Source organism: Nannocystis bainbridge, from assembly GCF_028368995.1.
In the GTDB taxonomy this organism is placed as follows: Bacteria; Myxococcota_A; Polyangia; order Nannocystales; family Nannocystaceae; genus Nannocystis; species Nannocystis bainbridge.
The window spans coordinates 3,164,862-3,188,330 of sequence record NZ_JAQNDL010000001.1; the positions used below are offsets into that span (position 1 = coordinate 3,164,862).

General features: G+C 70.2%; 19 protein-coding genes. 8 read left to right on the forward strand and 11 right to left on the reverse strand.

Going from position 1 to position 23,469, the window contains the following annotated elements:
- Nucleotides 1-52: 52 nt before the first annotated feature.
- The 3 genes from lexA (at nucleotide 53) to POL25_RS12415 (ending at nucleotide 5,228) form a co-directional block, all read left to right on the forward strand.
- On the forward strand, nucleotides 53-691 hold the full coding sequence (lexA, locus tag POL25_RS12405) for a transcriptional repressor LexA (protein ID WP_272086184.1): 639 nt from the start codon (nucleotides 53-55) through the stop codon (nucleotides 689-691).
- A 213-nt stretch (nucleotides 692-904) separates the two neighbouring features.
- On the forward strand, nucleotides 905-2,965 hold the full coding sequence (locus POL25_RS44255) for a TonB family protein (RefSeq protein ID WP_272086185.1): 2,061 nt from the start codon (nucleotides 905-907) through the stop codon (nucleotides 2,963-2,965).
- A gap of 427 nt (nucleotides 2,966-3,392) precedes the next feature.
- Nucleotides 3,393-5,228: an AMP-dependent synthetase/ligase gene (locus POL25_RS12415; RefSeq protein WP_272086186.1), complete on the forward strand. Its 1,836-nt coding sequence runs from the start codon at nucleotides 3,393-3,395 to the stop codon at nucleotides 5,226-5,228.
- A gap of 95 nt (nucleotides 5,229-5,323) precedes the next feature.
- Here the strand turns inward: POL25_RS12415 and POL25_RS12420 are convergent, their stop codons facing one another.
- From POL25_RS12420 to POL25_RS12450, 7 genes are all read right to left on the reverse strand, one after another.
- Complete coding sequence (locus POL25_RS12420) at nucleotides 5,324-8,998, reverse strand: AgmX/PglI C-terminal domain-containing protein (protein ID WP_272086187.1); 3,675 nt, start codon at nucleotides 8,996-8,998, stop codon at nucleotides 5,324-5,326.
- 141 nt (nucleotides 8,999-9,139) lie between these two features.
- On the reverse strand, nucleotides 9,140-10,450 hold the full coding sequence (locus POL25_RS12425; RefSeq protein ID WP_272086188.1) for a cellulase family glycosylhydrolase: 1,311 nt from the start codon (nucleotides 10,448-10,450) through the stop codon (nucleotides 9,140-9,142).
- Between the two features lie 104 nt (nucleotides 10,451-10,554).
- A complete protein-coding gene (locus POL25_RS12430; protein WP_272086189.1) occupies nucleotides 10,555-11,820 on the reverse strand; it encodes a hypothetical protein in 1,266 nt (421 codons plus the stop codon).
- 401 nt (nucleotides 11,821-12,221) lie between these two features.
- Nucleotides 12,222-13,184 (reverse strand): endonuclease/exonuclease/phosphatase family protein, encoded by a 963-nt coding sequence (locus tag POL25_RS12435; RefSeq protein ID WP_272086190.1) that lies wholly within the window; start codon nucleotides 13,182-13,184, stop codon nucleotides 12,222-12,224.
- Nucleotides 13,185-13,187: 3 nt separating this feature from the next.
- On the reverse strand, nucleotides 13,188-13,694 hold the full coding sequence (locus tag POL25_RS12440) for a hypothetical protein (RefSeq protein ID WP_272086191.1): 507 nt from the start codon (nucleotides 13,692-13,694) through the stop codon (nucleotides 13,188-13,190).
- A gap of 72 nt (nucleotides 13,695-13,766) precedes the next feature.
- Nucleotides 13,767-13,973, reverse strand: coding sequence for a 30S ribosomal protein S21 (gene rpsU, locus POL25_RS12445; protein ID WP_346660392.1), 207 nt, complete (start codon nucleotides 13,971-13,973; stop codon nucleotides 13,767-13,769).
- A gap of 172 nt (nucleotides 13,974-14,145) precedes the next feature.
- Nucleotides 14,146-14,922, reverse strand: a complete 777-nt coding sequence (locus POL25_RS12450; protein WP_272086192.1) for an SDR family oxidoreductase — start codon at nucleotides 14,920-14,922, stop codon at nucleotides 14,146-14,148.
- A 131-nt stretch (nucleotides 14,923-15,053) separates the two neighbouring features.
- On the opposite strand from POL25_RS12450, the gene POL25_RS12455 reads away from it, so the two are divergent.
- From POL25_RS12455 to POL25_RS12470, 4 genes are all read left to right on the forward strand, one after another.
- Nucleotides 15,054-15,503, forward strand: a complete 450-nt coding sequence (locus tag POL25_RS12455; RefSeq protein WP_272086193.1) for a MerR family transcriptional regulator — start codon at nucleotides 15,054-15,056, stop codon at nucleotides 15,501-15,503.
- Between the two features lie 36 nt (nucleotides 15,504-15,539).
- Nucleotides 15,540-16,121, forward strand: coding sequence for a GTP cyclohydrolase I (gene folE / locus POL25_RS12460; protein WP_272086194.1), 582 nt, complete (start codon nucleotides 15,540-15,542; stop codon nucleotides 16,119-16,121).
- Entirely contained in the window at nucleotides 16,118-16,813 is a 696-nt protein-coding gene (locus POL25_RS12465) for a histidine phosphatase family protein (protein WP_272086195.1), read from the forward strand. Before folE ends, POL25_RS12465 begins: the two co-directional genes overlap by 4 nt.
- Before the next feature lie 92 nt (nucleotides 16,814-16,905).
- Complete coding sequence (locus POL25_RS12470) at nucleotides 16,906-17,622, forward strand: LON peptidase substrate-binding domain-containing protein (RefSeq protein WP_272086196.1); 717 nt, start codon at nucleotides 16,906-16,908, stop codon at nucleotides 17,620-17,622.
- Nucleotides 17,623-17,842: 220 nt separating this feature from the next.
- Here the strand turns inward: POL25_RS12470 and POL25_RS12475 are convergent, their stop codons facing one another.
- Entirely contained in the window at nucleotides 17,843-18,928 is a 1,086-nt protein-coding gene (locus POL25_RS12475) for an Mrp/NBP35 family ATP-binding protein (RefSeq protein ID WP_272086197.1), read from the reverse strand.
- Nucleotides 18,925-19,290, reverse strand: coding sequence for a hypothetical protein (locus tag POL25_RS12480; protein ID WP_272086198.1), 366 nt, complete (start codon nucleotides 19,288-19,290; stop codon nucleotides 18,925-18,927). The genes POL25_RS12475 and POL25_RS12480 overlap by 4 nt, the downstream gene beginning before the upstream one ends.
- Before the next feature lie 82 nt (nucleotides 19,291-19,372).
- Between POL25_RS12480 and def the strand changes: the two genes are divergently transcribed.
- On the forward strand, nucleotides 19,373-19,939 hold the full coding sequence (gene def, locus POL25_RS12485; protein ID WP_272086199.1) for a peptide deformylase: 567 nt from the start codon (nucleotides 19,373-19,375) through the stop codon (nucleotides 19,937-19,939).
- A gap of 209 nt (nucleotides 19,940-20,148) precedes the next feature.
- On the opposite strand, the gene POL25_RS12490 is transcribed toward def, so the two are convergent.
- Together POL25_RS12490 and POL25_RS12495 are read right to left on the reverse strand one after the other, a co-directional pair.
- Nucleotides 20,149-22,446: an NADP-dependent malic enzyme gene (locus tag POL25_RS12490; protein ID WP_272086200.1), complete on the reverse strand. Its 2,298-nt coding sequence runs from the start codon at nucleotides 22,444-22,446 to the stop codon at nucleotides 20,149-20,151.
- 106 nt (nucleotides 22,447-22,552) lie between these two features.
- Nucleotides 22,553-23,464, reverse strand: a complete 912-nt coding sequence (locus POL25_RS12495) for a SprT-like domain-containing protein (RefSeq protein ID WP_272086201.1) — start codon at nucleotides 23,462-23,464, stop codon at nucleotides 22,553-22,555.
- Nucleotides 23,465-23,469: the final 5 nt, after the last annotated feature.

The window sequence follows — 23,469 nt, forward strand, 5'->3', positions numbered from 1 at the left end:
CCGTTCAGTGTCGAAGGCGTGATCTCCGCAGTCGCCGCAGGAGGCTCTCCCCGTGAAACCCCAGCTCACCCACCGCCAGCAGCAAGCGCTCGACTTCATCTCCTCCTGCCTGGAGGCGAACGGGTACCCGCCCACGCTGCGCGAAATCGGCGAGCACATGGGGATTCGCTCGACCAACGGGGTCAACGACCACCTCAAGGCGCTCGAGCGCAAGGGGTACCTGCTCCGCGAGGAGCTCAAGAGCCGCGCGCTGCGCCCGGTGGATGCGCCGGAGAGCGCCGCGCGGGCCCGCGCCACCGAGATCCCGATCCTCGGGCGCGTCGCCGCCGGTCAGCCGATCCTGGCTGACGAGAACGTCACCAACCGGATCAGCGTCGACCAGTTCTTCCTCCACGGCAATCAGCCGCGCGAGGTGTTCGGCCTCGTCGTCCACGGCGAGAGCATGATCGAGGACGGAATCTTCGACGGCGATTACGTGTTCGTCCGTCGCCAGGCCAACGCCGAGCGGGGCGAGATCGTCGTGGCGATGATCGAGGGCGAGGTGACGTGCAAGCGTTACTACCTCGAAGGCGACCGGATCCGTCTGCAGCCCGGCAACGCGGCGATGCAACCGATCTTCGTCCACCGCGGCGATCATCGCGCCTTCGAGTTGGTTGGCAAGGTCATCGGCGTCTACCGCAGCCTCCACTAGCGCGCCGGCAGTTTCGCCGCTGCCGCCGCCGTGAGGCCAAGCAGCCGCGGCGGCGAGCCCTTACGAAATATTTCCGCTACAGTGTTGCCCGTGTCGCGGCCGCCCACACCTGGCGCTCTCGCGCCTGGGGACCGCAGTCGGCGTCGTCGGGGCGTCGGACCTCTCGCGCTCCTCGGCTGCTTCCTGTTCTCTGCGGGCCTCAACGTGGCCGCGGTGAGCACGAGCCTGCTGGTGCTGATCCGCGCCGACGACCGCGTCGCCTCGCACCCGGTCGCGCGCAAGCCCGCGTGCGTCAACGGCTACGAGCGCGGCGTCGACCTGCTGGAGAAGGCGCTGTCGGGCGACGAGGGCCGACTCTACGACGGCCTCCTGCACACCATCGTCGACGGCAAGTGCGAGACCGAGGTGATCGTCGCATTGGTCGACGACAAGGACCCGGTCGATCCGCTGGCCGAGCTCGACGACCCCGACCTGCCGGAGCCGCGCAAGAAAGAGCGCGAGAAGAAAAAGAAGGAAGAGGAGAAGCCGCCCGAGCCGCTGCCGGTCGAGGAGCCGAAGCCCGAGGAGAAGAAGAAGGAAGAGGAGCAGCCGAAGCCCGAGGAGGAGCAGCCGAAGGAGAAGATCGACTTCGAGCTGCTGCAGCTCAAGATGGTCGAGCAGCTCGAGGAGAAGGACGAGAAGGAGTCCCCCGACGACGCCCACTACCTCTCCAACGTCAACCGCGACGTCACCGAAGAGACCCGGGCCGAGATGACCAACCTGCAGCGGGACGCCGAGCAGGCCAAGGCCTCGCAGCAGGAGCCGAGCGAAGAGCCCACCAAGGGCATGGCCAACGAAGAGAAGATCGCCGAGACGCGCGAGCAGAAGAGCCAGCTCGCGCAGGAGGCCCCCAAGGTCCAGCAGAGCCCGGAGACCAAGATCCCGGAGCAGAACGACCCGCGGGCCAAGAGCAACCTGGCGATGCGCGACCTGGCCCCGCGCGAGCACTCGCCCGAGATGCTCAAGCACGAGGCCGTCGCCGACGCCGCCAACTCCGGCGAGCTCGCGCCCGACAAGAAGTCCGCCGCCGCGGTCATGCAGCGCAACAAGCAGCAGGCCGGCTCGTCGGACACCAAATCACCTGTCCTTCGGTTCAGGTTGTCGGCCAACGAGATGAACGCGCTGTTCGGGCGCGACATCGCCGAGAAGAAGGACCTCGTGTCCCAGCGCCAGTCGAAGAAGAAGGGCATCTGGGAGGAGGCGCGCGAGCTGTATCAGTCGCCGCTCGAGAACATGGTCCCCGAGGTCCGGCCCGGCAACCAGACCGCGCTGCGCTCGCGCAAGCACCCGTTCGCCCAGTTCATCGCCACGATGCACCGGACGATCCACGACAAGTGGGCGTTCGGCTTCCTCGAGCAGCTCGACACGATGGGCCGCGGCAACGCGCTCAACAAGCCCGACCTGTGGACCCGCGTCGAGATCGTGCTCAACAGCGACGGCTCGCTCGACAAGCTGCGGACGGTCCGTTACTCCGGCAACATGCAGTTCGACGGGGCCGCGCGCGAGGTCGTGCGCAACGCCGGGCCCTACCCGCAGCCGCCGCGCGAGATCTTGAGCGGCAACGGCAAGGTCTACATCCACTGGGCGTTCCACCGCGACGAGCGGGCCTGCGGCACCTTCGGCGCCGAGCCGTTCATCCTCGACAACTCCGGTCAGGGCGAGCGACCCGATCCGAACCGGGCTGTCCGTCCGGCCAGCTCCGAGTCGGAGGCGAATGCGTCGCGGCGGCTCGCGCGTCAAGCGGGCCCGGCCGCGCCCGGGCCGTCCGGTCCCGAGGGCCCGTCGGCCCCCGGCGGCCACAACCATGAGCACGGCGAGGGCGACGGTCACAACCACGGCACCCCGCCCGAGCAGGGCAGCAGCGGCGACCAGCCCGACGCCGAGGCCAAGCACGCCGCCAACGCCTGGCTCAAGGTGTTCGCCGCCCGCGACGCCGCCAAGCTGGCCGCGCGCGCCAGCCTGCCGTTCGTCATCGGCGACCAGGTGGTCGCTCGCACCCGCGAGGAGCTGCAAGGTGTCCTTCAGGCCATGCTCGACGAGGCCGGCAGCGGCGCGCCGGGAGCGGCCGAGGTCTTCACCGCCTCCGGCCTGCGCAAGCGCTTCGGCAGCGTCCCCGCCGGCGTGCAGGAGGGCCTCGGCCGCAACTACGCGGTCAGCAAGGTCCGCGGCGAACCCTTCATCCTGATCCTCGAGCGCCGCTTCGGCGACTGGCGCGTCGTCGGCGTCGCCCGCTGAGTCGGCGTCACGTACCCGGACTCCGCTGCAGCGGCAGCGCCCCCACGAGCTGGCGCAGGCCGCCGCGTCCGCGGATCTCGTGAGTGCGGCCCCGAGTCGCGCGTGGACCCCGATGACCTGTACTCCGCGGCGAACCTCGTCGCGTGGCGCTCGCCGAGTCATGCATGCAGCGAGCGGCGGCTCGCGGCGCAATTTGCGAGGCGGACTCGAGCACACCGAAGCCCGCTGCTCGCCCGCCTCCCGGGACATGTCCTTTCAGACAGGAATGACGGTCCCATGAACGTCGTTTGCGCGGCACGGGCGGGCGGGTGCGCGAGCGAGGCGTCCGCGCGTCCACGCGCCGCAGCCCGGGAAACTCCGCTGGGGAGGCGCCTGGACAGGCGTGCGAGCCTTCGCTACAAGAGGTGCCTGTTGGAGCGCCTCGATCATGGCTGACACACACCTCGCTCAGATGTTTTTCGACCGCGCCCGCTCCGAGGGCCAGAGCCCGGGCTATCGCGTCCGCCAGGGCAACGCCTACGTCGACGTGCCCTTCGGCGAGGCCGCCGATCGCGTCGAGGCGATCGCCGCCGGCGTGCTGAAGGGCGGCCACGCGCCCGCGATCGGCACCTGCGTCACGATCATGGCCAACACCCGACTCGAGTGGATCCTCGCCGACTGGGCCCTGCTGTCGCTCGGCTACCGCACCGTCCCGATCTACGTCAGCCTGCTGCCGCCCGAGATCGGCTACATCCACGCCGACACCAAGGCCGAGCTGCTGGTGGTCGAGAACAAGGAGATGCTCGACAAGGTGCGCGCGGCTCAGCGCGGCTTCACCTTCTTCGAGATCGAGTACCCGGCCGACGCGATCAAGCTCAAGCGCTTCATCGTCCTCGACCCGACCGGCATCGCCCCCGGGGACGACTGGGAGAGCCTGGCCGACGTCGAGGCCCGCGGCCGCGCCGCGCTGGCCGAGACGAAGGGCGAGCGCGACAAGCGGATGCAGGCGATCCAGCGCTCCGACGTCGCCACGTACACGTACACCTCCGGCACCACCGGCCCCCCGAAGGGCGTCATCCAGACCCACGGGAACATGCTGAGCATGCTCGAGAACGTCGAGGAGGTCGGCATGTTCAGCGACAAGGCGCGGGTCGGCGGCGCCTTCCTGTTCTTGCCGCTGGCGCACTCGTTCGGCCGCCTCGTCGAGTTCGGCGGCGCCTTCTTCCGCTGCAAGATCGTCCTGTCGTCGATCGCCACCGTCGCCGAGGACCTCGGCCTCGCGCGCCCCGGCTTCCTGCCCGCGGCCCCGCGGGTGTACGAGCGCGTCTACGGCAAGATCATGACCACGGTCGCCTCGAGCCCGGCGCTGCGGCAGAAGATCTTCCACTGGGCGCTCGGCGTCGGCAAGGCGACGATCCCCTACCGCCAGAAGAACAAGTCGCTGCCGCTCGCGCTCGGCATCAAGTACGGCCTGGCCGACCGCCTGGTGTTCTCGAAGCTCAAGGCCAAGCTCGGCATGGACCGCATGCACGTGCTGCTGTCCGGCTCGGCGCCGCTGCCGAAGGAGGTCGGCGAGTTCTTCATCGCGCTCGGCCTCAACGTGTGCGAGGCCTACGGCCTGACCGAGACCTGCCCCGGCCTCACCACCAACCGCCCCAACAACTGGAAGATCGGCACCGTCGGTCCGGCCATCAAGGGCGTTTCCCTGCGCCTCGCCGAGGACGGCGAGATCCTCGCCAAGGGCCCCAACGTCGTCGGCGGCTACCTCAACCGGCCCGACGCCACCGCCGAGGCGTGGGACAGCGAAGGCTGGTTCCACACCGGCGACATCGGCGAGTTCGACGAGGACATGCACCTGCGGATCACCGACCGCAAGAAGGACCTCATCAAGACCAGCGGCGGCAAGTACGTCGCCCCGCAGAAGATCGAGGCCCTGCTCAAGACCAAGCCGATCCTCAGCGAGGCGGTCGTCATCGGCGACGGTCGCAAGTACTGCGTCGTCCTCGTCACCGTCGACAAGGAGAAGCTCGCCGCCTGGTCGCAGCGCACCGGTAACCCCGCCGACATCAACAGCGGCGCCGTGCAGAAGGAAGTCCAGGGCTACCTCGACGAGGTCAACCAGAGCCTCGCCTCGTTCGAGTCGATCAAGTACTTCAAGATCGCCCCCGAGGAGTTCACGGTCGACAATGGCATGCTGACGGCCTCGTTCAAGGTCAAGCGCAAGGAGGTCTCCAAGCGCTACAAGGCCCTGATCGACTCGATGTTCTCGGCCGGCAAGGAGTGAGCTGACCGCTCCGCCATGTCCGATCGGACATGGCACAAGAGACATGGCGCCGAGGACATGCCCTCGGCGCCATCTTCATTTCTGCCGCAAGAGCGTCACAGCGGCTTGTCGAACGTGCCCAGGTCGACGTAGGCGCGGTCCTTCATGATCACGAACGGCCGCTCCTCGAACTTCAGCTGGCCCTTGCCGTCGTGCTGCACGATCTGCAGCTTGCCCATGCCGTAGCCCATGGGGCCGCGGCTGAAGTAGTGGGCCTCGAGCTTGTACGGGAACGCCTTCGGCTCGCCCTCGATCGTGAAGCACTCCGGCCCGTAGCCGGTCGTCACGTCGGCGTACAGCTCGCCGCCGCTCGGCAGCCGCTTCTGTGAGTAAAACGCGTGGTCCTTGCGCCCGTCGTGGACGTGGAAGTCGACGTCGTTGGCGTCCGTCTCCCAGTTGATCACGAACCGCGTCGACGGCCCCTTCGGCAGCGCGATGTTCAGGCCGTCGAGCGTGGCCCGCACGGTGAACTCCACCGAAGGATCGGCGTGGATCCACGCCACGGCGATGAGCCCCAGGTCCTCGCGCAAGATCTTGTCGACCCCGGCGAAGCGGCCCCACGGGTACGTGCGCGTGGCCCCGGCCTTGATCGCCTCGAACGCCTCCTTGTGCTTGCCCGCCTTGAGCAGCGCGTAGGCGTGGAGCCGGTGGCTCGACGGGTGGTCGGGCCGCGACTCGACCGCCTTGGCGAAGGTATCGACCGCCAGCGCCGAGCCGGACTGGCCCAGCCGCTCGAGCCGCGCGCCGACGTAGCGCCGCAGGTCGGCGCGCGACGGGAACAGGTCGATGATCGAGCCGTAGGCGCGCGCCGCCGTGATCGCGTCGCCCGCCGACTCGGCCGCCTCGCCGAGAGCGATCAACGCCAGCACGTCGCCCGGGTCCTGCTCGTGCCACTCGAGCGCGAGCGCGACGGCCCCGCGCGCGTCCTTCTGGCGCAGCTTCTCGGCCACGTCGAAGAACTTGCCGGTGTACGGGCTGTCGCCGGTGCGCTCGGCCTCGGCGAGATCGGCCTGCCGCTGCGCGTCCTGCTGGCGCAGGCGGGCCTCCACTTCCTGCTGCGCGGCCCGCTGGATCGCCAGCTCCGCGGGCGACGGCGGCGGCGGCGGCGTGTAGTCGGCCGGCACGCCGCCCCCGGGTTCGAGCACGAATGGATACGTCACGTTTACCGAGCCGCCGCCCGCCGGCTTGGGGAACGTCCAGCGCCGCACCGCCTGGGCCATGCACGATCCCACCTGTGCATCTCGCATCGTGCTCTCGGACACCACCGCGGTCGGCACCTTGCCCGTGCCGCCGATGACGAACTGGATCGCCACGCGACCCTGCGCCCCCGGATCGCGCGCCAGCGCCTGGTTGTAGCAGTAGCGGATCTCGTTGATGTGGGCGCGGACGATCCGGCGAATGATGTCCTTGTCGAGCGCCCCCTGCACCTCGGCCTTGGCCTGCCGCACCGTCGGCACCCGCGTGCCGCGACCGCCGAAGCCCGCCCCCGCGCCGCGTCCGTAACCCGAGCCGGTGCCACCGCCACCGCCGCGCCCGATCAGCCCGGTGTTGCCGAGGCCGATCGTGCCCTCGCCCGTGCCGCCGCCGCCGCGACCGGTGCCGACGAGCCCGAGCCCGCCGACGCCGTACGCCTCGCCGACCTCGGTGCCCGTCAGCCCGCCCCACACGTCGGCGTCGTCGTTGCCGACCGCGAACGCCCCGCCGTACGGGCTGGCCAGGAAATGACCTGCCTCTTGGGACATGACCCCGAGGATCCCTGCGTTGCGCTGCGCCATCTCCGGGTCGAAGTTGCGCGCCATCATCGGGATGGCGTCGCGCTGCGGCTCGGCGGCCGGGGCCTTGAACTCCTCGCGCCGCACCAGCGTGCCCGGATCGGGCTTCTGCGCCGGCACCGGCACCGGCGCCGACTTGCGGTTGTAGAGCTCGACCCCGGTCGCGCCGACGGTGAGGATGTCGGCCAGCGCGTTGCGGTCGATGTTGAAGCGCTGATAGTCCCACTCCGACTCGAGCACCAGCAGCGCGGTGAAGTCGCTGAGCACGCGGTATTTGGTCGAGAGATCGACGATCGTCTTCTGCAGCCCAGCCCGCGCCGCGGTGTCGGTCTCCGCCAGGCTCGAGCGCTGCGCCTGCAGCCGCTCGACCTGGGCCCGCACCCACGCGCGCTCGAGCAGCGGCCGCTCGACCGCCGTCGTCGCCACCTCGGCCTCGATCCGGTCCTTGCCCTCGATCACCACCCGCATCGCCGCCTCGGCCGGCAGGTCGGCGTAGACCAGCATCTCGTCGCCCGGCTGCGCGCCCTCGATCGTGTCCGGCCACACCCACGCGGCCCCGGGCACGGTGACTTTCATCGCCGGCAACGTCGCGCTGCCGAGCTTGTGGGCGATGGTCTCGAGCGGCAGACGAGCGTCCATCACCACGCCGTCGCTCGGCAGGTCGGCGGTGGTCAGCGCCTTGAGGGACGCGGTGTCCTGGATCCCGCCGTCGACGATCGCGTCGGCGCGCTCGAACCCGGCGGCCGCCAGCGCCTTGCTGACATCGCGCAGGGCCGCGTGCTCGGCCGAGCCCGCGGTCGTGATGCCGTCGGAGAACACCAGGAGCCGCTGCGAGCCGCCCGCGTCGGTCGCCAGCGAAGCCAGCGCGCCGGCGAGGTCCGAGGCCCCGAGCGCCCGCCGCGACGCGATCCGCTCGAGCTGCGCCTGCCCGAACCCGCTGGCCTGCCCGTCGTAGACCGTCTCGGTCGACTGATCGAAGCAGACCACGCGCAGCGGGAAATCACCGCCTGTCTGTTCGCGCATGCTCTTCAGGACATCCGCGAGCCGGCGCAGCTGGCGGTCGAAGCCGAGCGCCCGCGAGGCGCTGGTGTCGAACAGCACCGTGAGCGCGCCGATCGGCACCGCCGGCATGTCGCCGACCGGGGCCACGCGCGCGACCACCAGGTTGTCGTGACGCAGGCCGGTCACCATCGCCGCGCGGTCCGAGCGGACCTCGAGGTCGCGCTCCGGCAGGTACTTCTGCTTCTTGATCTCGATGACGCTGGTCTTGACCGCCGCACCGCCCAGGTTCGTCGGCGCCGCCGACTCGCCGGGCTCGCGCAGGATCACGCTGGCGTCGAGCTCGTCGAGCTCGGGCAGGCCGCGCAGCATCAAGCGGTACGGCTCGGCCGAGCTCGGCAGCTCCTGCGAGTACGAGACGATCAGCTCCTTGCGCTCGCGCGGACCGATCGGGAACACACGGGCGCTGAACGCGTTGCCGGCCTTGTTCTCGAGCAGCGCCGGGTCCTGCCGCTTGTGAAGGAAGTCTTCGTAGGCGACCCGCGCGGCCTGCCGCTCGACGACCTCGCCCTCCTGCCAGCGGTCGTGGATCTTCATCGCAAAGCGAGAGATCGCCGCGCCGGGCGGCATGTCGATCTCGAACCGGCCCTCGATCTGGCGGTCGTTCGGGTTCTCGAACACCAGGTGCAGCTCGGTGAACGCCAGCGGCTCCTCGACCACCCCGCGCGCCTTGAAGCTCACCAGCTTGAGCCCGGTCCCGTCCGACGCCGTCAGCGACACCGGGGCCCGCCGCGTCGCCCCGTCATCGGTGAGTTTCACGCCCCGGGCGGGCAACGTCATCGTCGTCGCCGTCGCCTCGACCTTGCCCGGGTTGGCCGTACACGCCAGCGTCAGCGAGGCCAGCACCGCCGCCGCGCCGCTCTTTGCTACCAGTCCATTGCGACATGTCCCAAAAAACATGTCTTCAGATTTCAACGAGAGCGCGGTCGCGCGAGCACGGGCACGGTCGAGGCGTGGCATACTGCGGCCTCAGACAACCTCGTCCCGGCGAGGTTCCCCGCGATCCCGACGCCCGCACGAACGCGGGCCCCCTACGCCGGATCAGAGCGGCGGCAACCCGACCAGCGCCGCGTGGGTGTCGGCCCACATCTTCAGGCCCACGAGGTCGAGGGAGTAAACGCTCGTCACGCTCCACGGCCACGCGCCCGCGTAGCCGTTGGCGCGCAGGACATCGAGCCGCGCGGCCGCCTGGTCCGAGACGATGAACTCGCCCACCACCATCGGCCGGTCGAGCCCGAGGTCGGCGTATGCCTGCACCGTCGGCGAGAACTGCACCGTCCCGAGCTCCGGATCGCCGTTCCACTGCTGCCCGTCCATCCACGGGTAGTAGTGCGTCTGGTAGAAGTCGAGCCCCAGCGGCGGCAGCCCGTGCGAGCTGGCGAACTCGGGCGTCCACACGCGATACCACTTCAACGACGCCGACCCCAGCGTCACGTAGGCTGAAGTGTGGGTGTGCACGGCTTCGCTGACGGTGGCCGCGAACGCGTAGAAGTCTGCCAGCGGGACGGCGTCGGCGCCGCCGTCGGGCGAGGCGGCGGGCAGGTCGGCGATCGACCACTCTGGCTCGTTCATGATCTCCCACGCGAGGATCGCCGGCTCGTCGGCGAACTCCTGCAAGAGCGGCACGATCGCCGCCTCGACCAGCGCCGCCCGCTTGGCCGGATCTTCGAGCGTGTCGCTGCGCCCGCCCGTCTGCACCCCGTTGTTGTGCTGGGCCCAGAACATCCAGTGGAAATCGAGCAGCACCGGCACGAGGTAGATGCCCCGCGCCCGTGCGATCGCCACGGCCTCATGCATGTCCTCGAGGACATGTTCTCCGAGACCGGTCGGATTGCCGTCGCCCGAGAACGAGATCCCCGCGCGACCGTCGGTGAACACGAACCATCGCGCCACCCGCAGCCCATGACTCTGCAGCGCGTCGAAGTGCGCCCCGACCTCGGCCTGCTTGGTGTGCACCCCGTAGGTGCCCCAATTGTTGCTGCCGAAATCGCCGCCGTAGTTCAGCCACGGATAGTTGGCGCCCAGCAGGAAGTAATCACCGTCACCGACCGGGATCGTGCTCCCGGGTGGCACGTCCTGCCCGCCGGTCGTCCCGCTGCTCGAGCTCGTCGAGGTGTCACTGGTCGTGCTCGTCGTGCTCGTCGTGCTGGTGCTCGTGCTCGAGCTCGTCTCCACGCCGGTCGTCGGCGCCGTCGTACCCCACGTCGTCGTCGTGTCCCACGTCGTGCCCCACGTCGTCGTCGTCGTCATCGACGAGGTCGTGTCGAAGTCGGCGGCGAACGTGGTCTCGAACCCGTCGTCCAGCTGACACGCGAGCGCGAGCGACCCGAGGACCAGAACCAGTCGATGCATCCCCTTACGATAGCGGCGAGCGCCGCGGAGCGCACCGAGCCCACAAATGGCCGAGGGCCACCCGGCATAGCCGGACAGCCCCCGCGTGCTGACGTGCAGCAGGATTAGTTCGTCGCGACCGCGGCGCTGACCGAGCCGGCAGCCTGGAGCTGCGTGCTGAGGCGGCCCGCCGAGTCGGTGATGAGCTTGGCGGCCTCCGGCAGCAGGCCGATGGCACAAGCGGCGCCGATCGACGCCTTGAGGTCGCCCGAGGCCTTGAGCGTCCCGGCGGCCGAGTTGACCGCGGTGACGCCGGCGTCGCCGAGCGTGGCACTGACTTCGATCAGGCCCTCGGCGCGAGCCACGGCGGCGAGCAGCGCCGCGTAGCGGATCTTGAAGTTGTTGATGAAGCCCTTGAACTCGGCGCGCAGGTCGGCGCTGCCGCCGGCCTCGGCGTTGAACACGTAGTCCACGCTCAGCGACGGCGGGTAGCACTGGACGCTCGCCTCCGCCTTGGCGTTGACGGTCGCCTCGCACTCGGCCGACACCTCGGGCGGGGTCGCCTTGCCGGTGCAGCTGCCCTTGCACTCGACGTTCGCCTCGGCGGACGCCGAGCAACGGGCCTCGGCCGACGCGTCGCAGGAGCCGCTCGGCGGGGTGTACTCGCAGGAGCCGGTGCACTTGCCCTCGCAGGAACCGCCCGCGCCGAGATCGCAGGTGCCCTCGCACATGCCGGCGCAGCGACCCTCGAAGTCCTCGCCGTCGCAGCGGCCGCTGCAGGTGCCGTCGCAGGCCGCGGCGGCAGTGAACTCGCAGGCGCCCTTGCAGGTGCCTTCGCAGTTCAGGTTCGGCGCCTGACCCTCGCAGGTCAGGCCGCCAGCCGCGTGGCAGTCGGCCTGGGCGTTGACGTCGATCGCGCAGCTGCCCTCGCACTTGGCCTCGATCGAGCCCGGCTTCGCCATGACGTCGCACTCGGCCGCGGCCTTGACCGCGATGTCGAGCTGCGCCTCGCAGCGCGGCGGCTCGGCCTTGATCTTCAGGCCGGCCTCGACGTCGATGTACGCCGACAGCTTGGCCTGGAGCGCGGCCTTGAAGTCGCCGCCGACCTCGGCGCCGACGAGCCCGTAGAGCGCCGTGAGCTCCGCCTGGATGTCGGAGGCGGTGGCGTTGATGGCACCCGACACGTCGAGCGTCGCGCTGAAGAACGCGTCGATCTCGGCGATGCCGGAGACGTTGAACTTACCGTTGACGAAGGCGTCGGCGTCACACGTGAGCCCGCACTGCTCGGCAATGTTGCCGACGTCGTCGCAGCCCTGCGTTGCGGTGAGCGACAAACCCGCGATGAGGCCGCCGGCGATCAACCCAAAGGATCCCATTCGATTCGTGATCATGATCTTGACTGCTCCTTACCAAGCTCTGCGATGAACTCGTCGGTGGTTCCACGGAATTCTCGCCGTGCCGGCGCGTATGCGGACGCACGCGCGCCGAACCGTCGAGATGGTCCCATGAGCGAAGGACCCTGCAAAGCCCCTTTAAAAGGGAACGAGCCCGGGCGCAGCAACATGTGCACTGCGCTGGGCTCGTTACGAACTGCGACCCAACCGCCCGGGGGAGGGAGGTTAGCTTTGCAAGGTTCGCTCGCGAAGACAGGACCAAACATGGAAGCCGATGGTGCCCCTTGGACAGCGCGACCGCGCAAATCTTCAAGCCAGGCCGGCGGGGTTTACCATGCTCTTCGTCGTGCGCCAGCAATGTCCGCGCGCGAAACCGAAGTTGCCCCCAACTTCATGGATCAGGGGTCGTCGTCGGGGGCGCGCAAGAAATCGACGATGACCGGGCAGTGGTCGCTCACGTCGGCGTAGTCGCGCTCCGGGTGGGTCGGCGTCGAGCGGAACGGGCGGCAGGCATGGCGCGCGCAGTGAAGGAGTGACTCCGCCTGTACCTTCGCGACCTCGCCGGCGAGGACTCCGCGGACCCACACCAGGTCGAGCAGAGATGGTTCATGCCAGACATCGCGCCGACCTCCATCCCAGTACGCGGAGCAGCCTGAGCCATTGACCACTCGCTGCAGCCCGGCCGCGCCGAGACGCGCATCCAGGGCCTGCAGTTCCTCTTCAGGCCGGCCCCGTGTGGGTCCGGTGGCGTTGAAATCGCCGAGGACGATGACATCGTCGTCATCCTGCGCGATCTCCTCGACGATCCCGGCCAGCACCTCCCACTGCGAGCGACGCAGCGCATAGCCCTCGTCGCTCGCCTTGAGGTGCACCACCAGCACGTGGAAGTCGGGCCCGCCGCCGCGCCCGCGCAAGTAGCCCGAAAGGCCAGGTCGCACCGGACCGCCCATCGTCAGTCCTTCGTGCTCTCGCGGCGCGCCGATCAGCTCGAACACCGATGGGTCGTAGAGGAAGCCGAGCCGTTGATCGTTGCGCCCGCCGGCGTTCGACAGCGCCAGCTCCCAGCCGGGCATCGCTTGCCGCAGGCGATCGGCGTCGTGGATCTCCTGCACCGCGATCACATCGGCCGCGAGCGCCGACAGACGGGCGGCCAGGCGCTCGAGGTCCTGGCCCTCGTCGGGGAAGTTGCGCAGGTTCCACGTCGCCACGCGCAGCTGGTTCGCCGACTTGCCCGGCGCGGCGCCCTCCCCGGGCAGGCCCCACCAGCGTCGCAGCGGTTCGCCCGCGAGCGACCACGTCGTCACCAGCGCGAGCACCAGCACGAAGCCGAGCCACCGCGGCGGTCGTCTGCGGCGCGCCACGGCTCAGGCCTCGAACTCGTACTCGGTGAAGCCGAGCTCGAAGCTGCACGCGCGCGCCGGTGCGACCGCCGTCGGCGGGCTCGCGGCGTGCTGCACCACATAAGGACCGGCCAGGCGCACCACCGCTTCGGGCGTGTGGGCGAGACCTGTCCCGAAGGTCAGACGCCTGCCGCCGCCGGGCGCGTCCGCTTGCGCGAGCAGCTGCAGCGCGGTCGCCTCCTCCGGGCCCTGCGCATACACGTCGCAGCTCGCCGCGTCGGCGGCCGTCTGTTCGACCTCGACCTCGACGCGCATCGACCAGCCGCGCCGCGTCGCCCGCCGCTGCAGATCAGCGAGCAGGTCGGCTGCCGCAAACTCGTGCACGTCGTCGTCATCGAGCGCATCGGGCTGCGCGACCGGCAGCGCCACGCTGTAGACCGGGCAGAACAGCGCGCCCCCTAGCGGATCGCCGACGCCGAACACGCAGCGCAGCGCGAACAGCCCGGGGGCCGTGCATGGCTCTTCGGACATGTCCCTCGGGACACCGTCATCGCGCCGGGCGGCGACCAGACGCAGTCGCATGGGACCTGTCCGAAAGGACTGCTAACCCTCGCCGCGCATCATCGGGCGCTTGCGCTGGCGACGCTTGCGACGGCGCTCGGCCTCACGCAGCTTGCGCTTCATCTTGACGCTCGGCTTCTCGTAGTGGCGGCGCCGCTTGATCTCGCGGAGCACGCCCTCGCTGGCCATCAGGCGGCGGAGCTTGCGGATAGCCCGCTCGACGCCACGCTCGTCGACCTTGACCTCCAGCGGGCGGCCCGTCACCGGGCGATGATCGTTCACGGTGGTGGCGGGGTTCGGGAGCGGCTCGCGGCGCTGGTTGTAGTCGGAGAACTCTTCGTCGGTTTGGCGGGCCATGGTTGAAGGCCGCAATGGATAGGAGATCCCGCGGCGGCGGTCAAGCGGCCGGCCTGGCCGAGGTTCACCCGCCGGCGACACCCCCGGCGGCCGTGCGCCCGCCGTCGACGGCGATGATCTGGCCGCTGACGAAGGCGCTGCGGGCCAGAAACAGGACCGTCTCGGCGACGTCGTCGGGCGTGCCGATCCGCCCGAGCGGAATCGCGCGCACGATCCGCGCGCGGATCTCCGACCCCTCGGCGAACCGCGGATCTGCCTCCGGCCAGACCACCGTGCCCGGCGCCACCCCGTTGACCCGCACCGCCGGCGCCAGCTCGACCGCCAGCGCCTTGGTGGCCATCAGCAGCCCGGCCTTGGCCGTGCAATGGTCGAGATAGCCAGGCCAGGGCTGCATCGCCGCCACGTCGAGGATGTTGACCACCGCCCCGCGCGCCGCCGTCAGCGCCGGCGCCACCGCCCGCGTCAGCGACACCGGCGCCACCAGGTTCACCTCGAGCACGCGCCGGAGATCGTCGTCGTCGCGGGCCGCGAACTCACCGCGCTCGAAGCTCGCCGCGCTGTTGACCAGCAAATCGAGGCGACCGCCGGCGGGCCCCGCCGGGTCGAGGACCCGCGCCGCGAGCCCCTTCCGCGCCGACTCGGCCGCCAGGTCGGCCTGGATCGTGCCCACGCAGCCGGACCCTAGCGCCTCGCCGAGCGCATCCGCCGCCGTTTTGCTGCTGTGATAGTGCAACCAGACACGGTAGCCGGCGCGGGCGAGCGTGCTCGTGATCGCCCGTCCGACCCGCACGGCCCCGCCCGTCACCAGCGCGATTGGCGCCACCTGCTCGGAGTGCTCCATGACGTGGGAGAGCCTACCGATCTCACGCGCGGGCGCCACCGCGTAACCCTCTCGCAATATTGACTGTTACGATAGGTCACGCGTACGGTTTCTGCATGTCGGGGACGGAACGGACGCTCAGCTTGAAGGATATGTTGGCCGGAAGCGGCTGCACGCCGCGGACCGTGCGGTTTTACGAGCGTGAGGGGCTGCTGCGGGCCACGCGGACGCGCGGGGGCCATCGCGCGTTTTCGCCTACCGAGCTCGACCGGCTCAACTTCATCGTCGCGCTGCGGGAGGCCGGCTGGTCGCTGGAGGAGATCGCCGAGCTGCTGGCGATCCGCGGCGCGGCCGCCAGCGACCGCGACGCCTGCCGGCAGCTCGACCAGACCCTGCGCGGCCGCCTCGGCGAGCTCGAACGCAAGCTGGATCTCCTCACCCGCTTGCGCAGCGACCTCGAAGGCACTCGCAAGGCGCTCGCCGTGTGCAGCGAGTGCACCGAGGCCGCCCCGGACCGCGCCGGTTGTCTCGACTGCAAGCGGCTGCCGGAGCCGGCCGAGCTGCCGCGAGGGTTCCGCCTGACCTGGCGCGTCGACGGCTAGTGCCTCGGCCGCGCGAACCGGGTATATCGGGGCGACGTGCCCGAGCACGCCGAAGACCAGCCTGTCGAGCTCGAGCGTCGGATCGCCATCGAGCGGGCGATCGCGGCGCTGCTCGACGCTTGCGGCCTCGACCGTCGCCACAAGGACTTCACGAGCACGCCGAGCCGGGTCGCGCGCGTGTGGTCGCAGGAGTTCCTGTCCGGCTTCGCCATGGACCCGGCCAAGATCCTCGGCGACCCCGTCGAGGGCGAGGGTGAATCGGCGCTCGTCGTGGTGCGGGGGATCCCCTTCCACGGCCTCTGTCCGCACCACCTCCTCCCCTACACCGGCACCGCCACCGTCGCGTACCTGCCCGCCGCCAAGCTCGCGGGCTTCGGCCGGCTCGGCGATCTCGTCGCCTGCTTCACTCGCCGCCTCACCTTGCAGGAGCGAGCCTGCAACGACGTCGTCGACGCCCTGGTCGAGCACCTCGGCGCGCGCGGGGCCGGCTGCGTCATGCGAGGCCGACACACCTGCCTCAGCATCCCCGACAACAAGCACGGCGCCGAGGTCATGACCAGCTCGGTGCGCGGTGAGCTGTCGAGCCGGACCGACCTGCAGGCCCAGCTGTTCGCGTGACCGGGCTCCGCCTCTACCTCGTCCGTCACGGCGAACCCATCCGGCCCGACGTGTTCATCGGCCACGCCGACGTCGGGCTGTCGGCGCGGGGGCTGCTTCAGGCCGAGGCCGCTGCGCGGGCGCTGGCCGACGTGCCGCTCGCGGCGATCTACAGCTCCGACCTCGAGCGGGCCACGATCGGCGCCGCGCGGATCACCGCCCTCGGACCTGAGCGTCCTGCGCCGGTCATTCTCCCGGCGCTCCGCGAGATGAATCTCGGCGTGCTCGAAGGCGTGGCCTTCCGCGACGGGCGCGCCCAAGTGCCCGAGCTCGCCAGCATCGGTTACGACGACCTCTTCGACCACCGCCTCCCGGGCGCCGAAAGCGTGCGCGACCTCGCCGAACGGGTCCTGCCCTGCATCCTCGCCCTCGTGGCTCGCCACCTGCGCGGCCCGGACGCGTCCCGCCGCAGCCCCGCCCCGGCGATCGCCGTCGTCGCCCACAACACCGTGAACCGCGTCGTCCTGGCCTGCGCCGCGGGCCTCGGGCCGGCCGGTTATCCCCGCTTCGAGCAGGCCCAAGGCGCGCTCAGCCGGGTCGATTTTCCTGCGACCTGGAGCGCGGCGGATCCGTGGGCCACGACGCGAATCGGGCTCGTCAACTGGTCGCCGGGAGCGTCCGAGACGGGTGAGACGAACCGCCGCGCCCGCTAGAGCAATTCATGCGCGTTTGTGCCCCGCCCGGCCTACTGGCCCCCGGACTGGTGGCGGCCGGCAGCAGGGGGGGTATAAAGCAGCGTCGCCCCATGCTCACGGCCAGGTCCACACCGCTGCCCGAAGTTTTGGCAGCGCTGCCGATCTTCCCGCTGCCGAACGTCGTCCTGCTGCCGGGTATGGTGCTGCCGCTCAACGTGTTCGAGCCGCGCTACTTGCAGCTCGTCGACCACGCGCTGAGTGAAGGCCAGCACATCGGCGTGCCGCTGCTGCGGCCGCGCGGCGAACGGACAGCCGAGCGCAAGCCGGCGATCGAGCCGGTGTTCGGGCTCGGCAAGCTGGTATTCCACCTGCGCCTGCCCGACGGTCGGCGGTTGATCCGCCTCGAAGGCCTCGGCCGCGTGCAGCTCGTGCGCGAGCTGTCGGGGGCCAACCTCTTCCGCGAGGCCGAGGTCGAGGCGCTGCCCGAGCCGCCCGTGTTCGACAAGCCGTCGCTGCTGCTGCTGCGCTCGCAGATCGAGCGGCTGGCCCGGCTGTCGGGCGACGACGGCGACGCGCTCGGCTCGCTGCTCGCGCTGCCCGACCCGCGGATCCTCCTCTACGCGCTGACCGCCTTCCTCCCCAGCCTCGAGCTGCTCGGCGGCCACGACGTCGCGTCCGCCGCCGCCCGCCGCGAGCTCGTCGACCTCCAGCAGCAGAGCCTGGCCGCCGACACCCCCGAGGACCGCCTCGGCTTCCTCGTCGACCGCACCGCGTTCCTCCTGCGCCGCCTCGGCGACGGCCCCGAGGCCTCGATCCTGCTCAACTAGCGGACATGTCCGCCGCGACATGCTCGATGGAGCATGTCCGCCGCGACATGCCCGCCGAAGCATGTTCTGTAGGACATCTCGCAGGACATGCCCGGAAGCTCCGCCGCTCATGCTCTGCACATGTTCGGAGGCTCTGTCCGCTGCGTCCGGCCGCATCGCCATGTCCGCCGCGCCCGCTGCATGCTCCGCGGGACGCCCCGCAAAGCATGAGCCCGTTCGCTCAGGTCACCGTGCGCAGCAGGCTGCTGCGCTTGGGCCCGGTCGCGCTGAGCTTGCTGAGGGCCAGCGCCGCGCGGGCGGCCACGTCGGTCAGGGCCTTGGCCTGCTCGCTCGCGGGCGCGCCCTCGACCACCGGCACCCCGGACTCGCCGCCGTAGGAGATCTTGTTGTCGATCGGGACCTGGCCGAGCAGGTCGACGCCGAGCTCGCGGGCCAGCGCCACGCCGCCGCCGCTGGCGAAGATCGCGTCGTGGTGGCCGCACGACGGACACACGTAGTAGCTCATGTTCTCGACCACGCCGACGACCGGCACCTCGAGTTTATTGAACATGTTGACCGCGCGGCGGACGTCGATGAGCGCGACCTCCTGCGGCGTGGTGACCATGATCGAGCCAGTGATCGGGATCAGCTGGGCGAGCGAGAGCTGGGCGTCACCTGTCCCCGGGGGAAGGTCGACGATCAGGTAGTCGATCTCGCCCCACTCGACGTCCTCGAGGAACTGCTTGAGCAGCTTGTGGATCATCGGCCCGCGCCAGACCACGGCGTTGCCGGGCTCGACGAAGAAGGCGACGCTCATCACGGGGATCCCGCGGTAGAGCGCGGGGCTGATGCGGTCGCCGGACAGGGTCGTCGAGGTCTCGCGCTCCGGCGTCCCGAGCATCTTCGGCACGCTCGGCCCGTAGATGTCGGCATCGAGCAGCGCCACCTTGGCGCCGAGGCGGTGCAGCGCCATCGCCGTGTTGACGCTGACGGTGCTCTTGCCGACGCCGCCCTTGCCGGCCGCGACCGCGAGGACGTTCTTGACCGTGGGCAGGCGGTTCAGGTCCTGGCGCGCCGGCTTCTGCGGCACCTTGAGGCCCCACTCGATCGTGCCGCGGAGGTTGCGAGCGGCCAGCGCCGCGACCACCGACGCCTCGAGGGCCTCGCGCAGCGGGAAGCCCGGCGAGATCAGATCGATCTTGAACGTCGCCTCGCCCGCCGCATCGATGCGGACGTCCGAGACCTGGTCGGCGACGATCTCGCGGCCCGTCGCCGGGTCCTTGACGCCCGACAGCGCGGCCAGCACTTGCTCCACGGTGACGCTCATGGCTTGTTCTCCTCCGCCGTCGATGTCGCGCCGAGATCCTCGTGCCGCACGAACAGATCGTAATGCGGCACGCGCTGCCGCCGCCCGTGTTCGCGCCCGTGCGCGTCGGCCGTCGCCTCGTCCATGCGCCCGTCGTAGGTCGCGCCCGGCGGCTCGTCGACCACCCGCGCGGTGAACCCTGACTCACATGGCCCGCGGGACGTGCACGCCATCACGCCGGGCGTCGTCTCGCGGCCGAGCTCGTCGCTACGCCGGTTCGGCCGCCCCAGCGCCGCTTCGCCGCCACGCCGCGTGGAGCTGCCTGAAAGCGCGTCCGGGTCGCGCAGGTTCTGACAGGCAAACACGAGCGAAGACTGCTGCATGGCGCGGCGCCCACCTGTAACACGAGGACTTTGCTCGGCCGGCGCGCCGGCTTACAATGTCGGCGGAGCCAACGCACAGGTTATGGCAGTCCTCGACATCGTCAAGTATCCCGACCAGCGGCTGCGCGAAGCGACGTTCGACGTCGGCGAGATCACCGACGACATCCGTCAGCTCGTCCGCGACCTGATCGATACGATGTATTCGCTGAACGCCGCCGGCATCGCCGCGATCCAGGTCGGGCGGCTCGAGCGGGTGTTCGTGCTCGACGGCAAGGTCCCCGCCGGCGGCGACGACAACAGCCCCCCGCTCGTCTTCATCAACCCCGAGCTGGTCGAGACCGGCAAGGGCCTCGCGGTCGCCGAGGAGGGCTGCCTCAGCTTCCCCGGCGTGTACGTCGACGTGAAGCGCCCGCGCTGGGCCAAGGTCCGCGCCCGCGACCTCGACGGCAAGACGGTCGAGGTCGACGGCGACGGCCTCCTCGGTCGCGCCCTCCAGCACGAGCACGACCACCTCACCGGCAAGCTGATGATCGACCTCGTCGGCACGATCAAGAAAGAGGTCATCAAGCGCAAGATGAAGCGCTGGCACGCCGACCACGACGGCGAGAAGCCCGCCGCCGGCACGCCCAGCCTGCCCGAGCTCGTCTGAGCCGGCCGCTGCCGAGGCTCTCGTGCACGGCCGCCCACCCGGGCGGCCGATGCTTTTTGCGCGGCTCGTGAAGGTCGGGCCTCGTGCTGTCCGACCTTCGAGCTCGTCGGGCACGTCGGCGACCGAGGCTCGCGGGTCTTCAGCATCGAGCCGGGCGGCAGTGATTTGTCGTCGCGGCCGCCCGCCGTCCGGGCGGCCTGTACCCGCCGCTACACCAGCGCCGGCGTCGGCGTCGCGCCGGCCTCGTCCTTTTGCGCCGCGACGACCGTCAGCGCCGTCATGTGGACGATGTTGTCGACCGAGCAGTCGCGCTCGAGCACCGTCACCGGGCGGGCCATGCCGAGCAGCACCGGGCCGACCGACGGCACCCCGCCGAGCTCGCGCATCAGCTTGTAGGCGACGTTGCCGGCCTCGAGGTTGGGGAAGATGAGCACGTTGGCCGGGCCGGTCAGCTGCGTCGACGGGAAGATGCTCTGCATCAGCGTGTAGTCGACGGCGACGTTGGCCTGCATCTCGCCCTCGACCTCGAGGTCGGGGCGGCGGCGGCGGAGCAGCGCCGTCGCGTCGGCCACCATCGTCGAGCGCGGGTCGCGGACCGAGCCGAAGTTGCTAAAGCTCAGCATCGCCACCCGCGGCGTGACGCCGAACGTGCCCGCGGCGTCGGCCACCATCTCGGCGACGTCGGCCAGCGTGGTCGCGTCGTAGTCGAGGTTCACGGTGGTGTCGCCGAAGAACAGCATGCCGCCCTTGTGGAGCATGAGGTACATGCCGCAGATCTTCCGCGCCCCGGGGCGGATGCCGATGATCTGCAGGGCCGGGCGGATGGTGTCGGAGTACGAGAAATTGAGGCCCGTGACGATGCCGTCGACCCGGCGCTCGGCCACCATCATCATCCCGAAGTGGTTGCGCTCGCGCATCAGCAGGCGCGACAGCTCGGCGGTCACGCCCTTGCGCTCGCGCCGGCGGTGCAGCATCTCGGCGTAGGCCGACGCGTCGGCGTCCTCGCGCGGGTCGACGATCTCGTACGAACCCGGGAGCAGGTCGATGTCCTGCTCGCGGATGATCTGCTGGATCCGCTGCGGGTCGCCCAGCAGGATCGGGCGGGCGATCTTCTCCTCGGTGATGATCGAGCAGGCCTTGAGGATCCGCGGGTCGTCGCCCTCGGGGAACACGATCTTCTTCGGCGCGCCGGCGGCCATCCGCACGAACTTGCGCATCACCGCCGTCGACCCGCCGAGCAGGCCCTGCAGGCGCTCGATGTAGGCGTCGAGCTCGAGCTGGATCTGCGCCACCCCGGTGTCCATCGCCGCCTTGGCCACCGCCGGCGCCACCCAGTGGAGCACGCGCGGGTCGAACGGCTTGGGGATGATGTACTCGGGCCCGAAGTGGAACTCCTCGCCGTAGGCGGCGCTGACCACCTGCGGCACGTCCTTGCGCGCCAGCTCGGCCAGCGCGTGGGCGGCGGCGACCTTCATCGTCTCGTTGATCTGCGTCGCCCGCACGTCGAGCGCGCCGCGGAAGATGAACGGGAAGCCGAGGACGTTGTTGACCTGGTTGTTGTAGTCGCTGCGGCCGGTCGCCACGATCGCGTCGGGCCGGGTCGCCTTGGCCGTCGGGTAGTCGATCTCCGGGTCCGGGTTGGCCAGGGCGAAGATGATCGGCCGCGGCGCCATCGTCAGCAGCATCTCCGGCGTCACCAGGCCGGCGCGCGACAGCCCGAGCAGCAGGTCGGAGCCGACCAGCGCGTCAGCCAGGGTCACCGCCTCGGTCTCGCGCACGAACTCGAGCTTCGGGTCGCTGGCCTCGATCTTGCGCTTGTGCGACAGCACGCCCTTCGAGTCGCACATGATGATGTTCTCGAGCTTGACCCCGAGGCTGACGTAGAACTTGGCGCAGGCGATCGCCGAGGCCCCCGCCCCGCTGACGACCACCTTGAGCTCGGCGAGCGACTTCTTCTGGATCACGACCGCGTTGAGCAGCGCCGCGCCGCTGATGATCGCGGTGCCGTGCTGGTCGTCGTGGAACACCGGGATGTTCATGCGCTGCTTGAGCTTCTCCTCGATGTAGAAGCACTCCGGCGCCTTGATGTCCTCGAGGTTGATGCCGCCGAACGTCGGCTCGAGCGCCGCGACGCACTCGATGAACTGGTCGGGGCTGGTCGCCTTGACCTCGAGGTCGAACACGTCGATGTCGGCGAACTTCTTGAAGAGCACGCCCTTGCCCTCCATCACCGGCTTGCTCGCCAGCGGGCCGATGTCGCCGAGCCCGAGCACCGCGGTGCCGTCCGTGATCACGGCCACCAGGTTGCCCCGCGCCGTGTACTTGTAGACCTCGGCCGGGTCCTTGAAGATCTCCATGCACGGCTCGGCGACCCCCGGCGAGTACGCGAGCGAGAGGTCGCGCTGAGTCGTGAGCGGCTTGGTCGGGACGACCTGGATCTTGCCGGGGCGGCCCTTCGCGTGGAACTCGAGGGCGTCCTTGCCGCGGTTGGAACGGGGGTTCGACATGGGCCCGCAAGATACTCGCAGCGCCCCGGGTCGTCACGTTCTACGCGCGTACGCCGGCGCGCACGCCGGTTCGCGGGCGCGCGCAGGCCCCTACGCGCGGCGCTCGCTAGCGGTCGAGCAGCTTGTGCACCTGCGTCCGCTCCCACAGCACCGCCTCGGCGTAGCGGTCGAAGAGCGCCTCTGCGCGGCGGAACTCGGGCGTGTGATAGACCCGGCGGCCGTCGACGATCGGCATGTCGTGCACCTCGTGAAGCATCTCATGGTAGATGATCCACTCGACGAAGAAGCGCGGGACGTCGGCGGCATCGAGCACCGGATGCACGCGGATCAGCTGCTCCTCGATCGAGTAGGAGCCGAGCTTGATCGACTCGCGCCCGGGCTTGCGGCGGGCCCGCGGACCCCAGGTGATCTTGGCCTCGATGGTGCCGCCGAAGTAGCGCGCGTTGAGGTCGTCGAACAAATCTTGCAGGTTGAAGTGCGCGCCCTGGGTGTCGAGCTGCTGCGCCCGCGGCCGCTCGGCGTCGCGGATGAGGTGCTCGTTGCCGTCGATGTAGCGGCGCAGCAGCACCCCCGCCTCGCGGTCCTGCGACTGCGCGTAGCGGGCGACCGCTCGCAGCACCGCGGGCGGAGCGGCCGCGAACATCCGGTGCATGCGCAAGGTGTAGACGCCCTGGCCGCGCTTGACCGACAGCATGGTGTGCACGTTGTCGGTGAAGATGATGCGCGCGCGATGACCCGCCTTCAGGTAGGCCGACAGCCGCCGCTGCAGCCACTGGCGCAGCGCGTCCTCGGTGGCCGGGTCGAGCTCGCCGGCCGCCGCTCGCTCGGCCGCGGCGGTCAAGGCCTCCTCGAGGTCGTCGCCGAACTCGCCGCCGACATCGACCTCGAAGTCTTCTTCCTCGTGGCCCTCGGCGTCACGGTCGCCGCGCGAGCTCGGCGCGGGCAGCACGGCCTCGGCCGGCGGTTCGACGTCGACGAGGCGGAGCGCGGGGGCGGTGGCGGAGCGGTCGGACTTCATCGCGG

Bases quoted from the DNA above. Each gene is read 5' to 3' on its own strand.
- POL25_RS12415 (WP_272086186.1), top strand. From the start codon at position 3,393: ATGGCTGACACACACCTCGCTCAGATGTTTTTCGACCGCGCCCGCTCC.
- POL25_RS12420 (WP_272086187.1), bottom strand. From the start codon at position 8,998: ATGTTTTTTGGGACATGTCGCAATGGACTGGTAGCAAAGAGCGGCGCG.
- POL25_RS12425 (WP_272086188.1), bottom strand. From the start codon at position 10,450: ATGCATCGACTGGTTCTGGTCCTCGGGTCGCTCGCGCTCGCGTGTCAG.
- POL25_RS12430 (WP_272086189.1), bottom strand. From the start codon at position 11,820: ATGATCACGAATCGAATGGGATCCTTTGGGTTGATCGCCGGCGGCCTC.
- POL25_RS12440 (WP_272086191.1), bottom strand. From the start codon at position 13,694: ATGTCCGAAGAGCCATGCACGGCCCCCGGGCTGTTCGCGCTGCGCTGC.
- POL25_RS12450 (WP_272086192.1), bottom strand. From the start codon at position 14,922: ATGGAGCACTCCGAGCAGGTGGCGCCAATCGCGCTGGTGACGGGCGGG.
- POL25_RS12455 (WP_272086193.1), top strand. From the start codon at position 15,054: ATGTTGGCCGGAAGCGGCTGCACGCCGCGGACCGTGCGGTTTTACGAG.
- POL25_RS12470 (WP_272086196.1), top strand. From the start codon at position 16,906: ATGCTCACGGCCAGGTCCACACCGCTGCCCGAAGTTTTGGCAGCGCTG.
- POL25_RS12475 (WP_272086197.1), bottom strand. From the start codon at position 18,928: ATGAGCGTCACCGTGGAGCAAGTGCTGGCCGCGCTGTCGGGCGTCAAG.
- POL25_RS12480 (WP_272086198.1), bottom strand. From the start codon at position 19,290: ATGCAGCAGTCTTCGCTCGTGTTTGCCTGTCAGAACCTGCGCGACCCG.
- def (WP_272086199.1), top strand. From the start codon at position 19,373: ATGGCAGTCCTCGACATCGTCAAGTATCCCGACCAGCGGCTGCGCGAA.
- POL25_RS12490 (WP_272086200.1), bottom strand. From the start codon at position 22,446: ATGTCGAACCCCCGTTCCAACCGCGGCAAGGACGCCCTCGAGTTCCAC.
- POL25_RS12495 (WP_272086201.1), bottom strand. From the start codon at position 23,464: ATGAAGTCCGACCGCTCCGCCACCGCCCCCGCGCTCCGCCTCGTCGAC.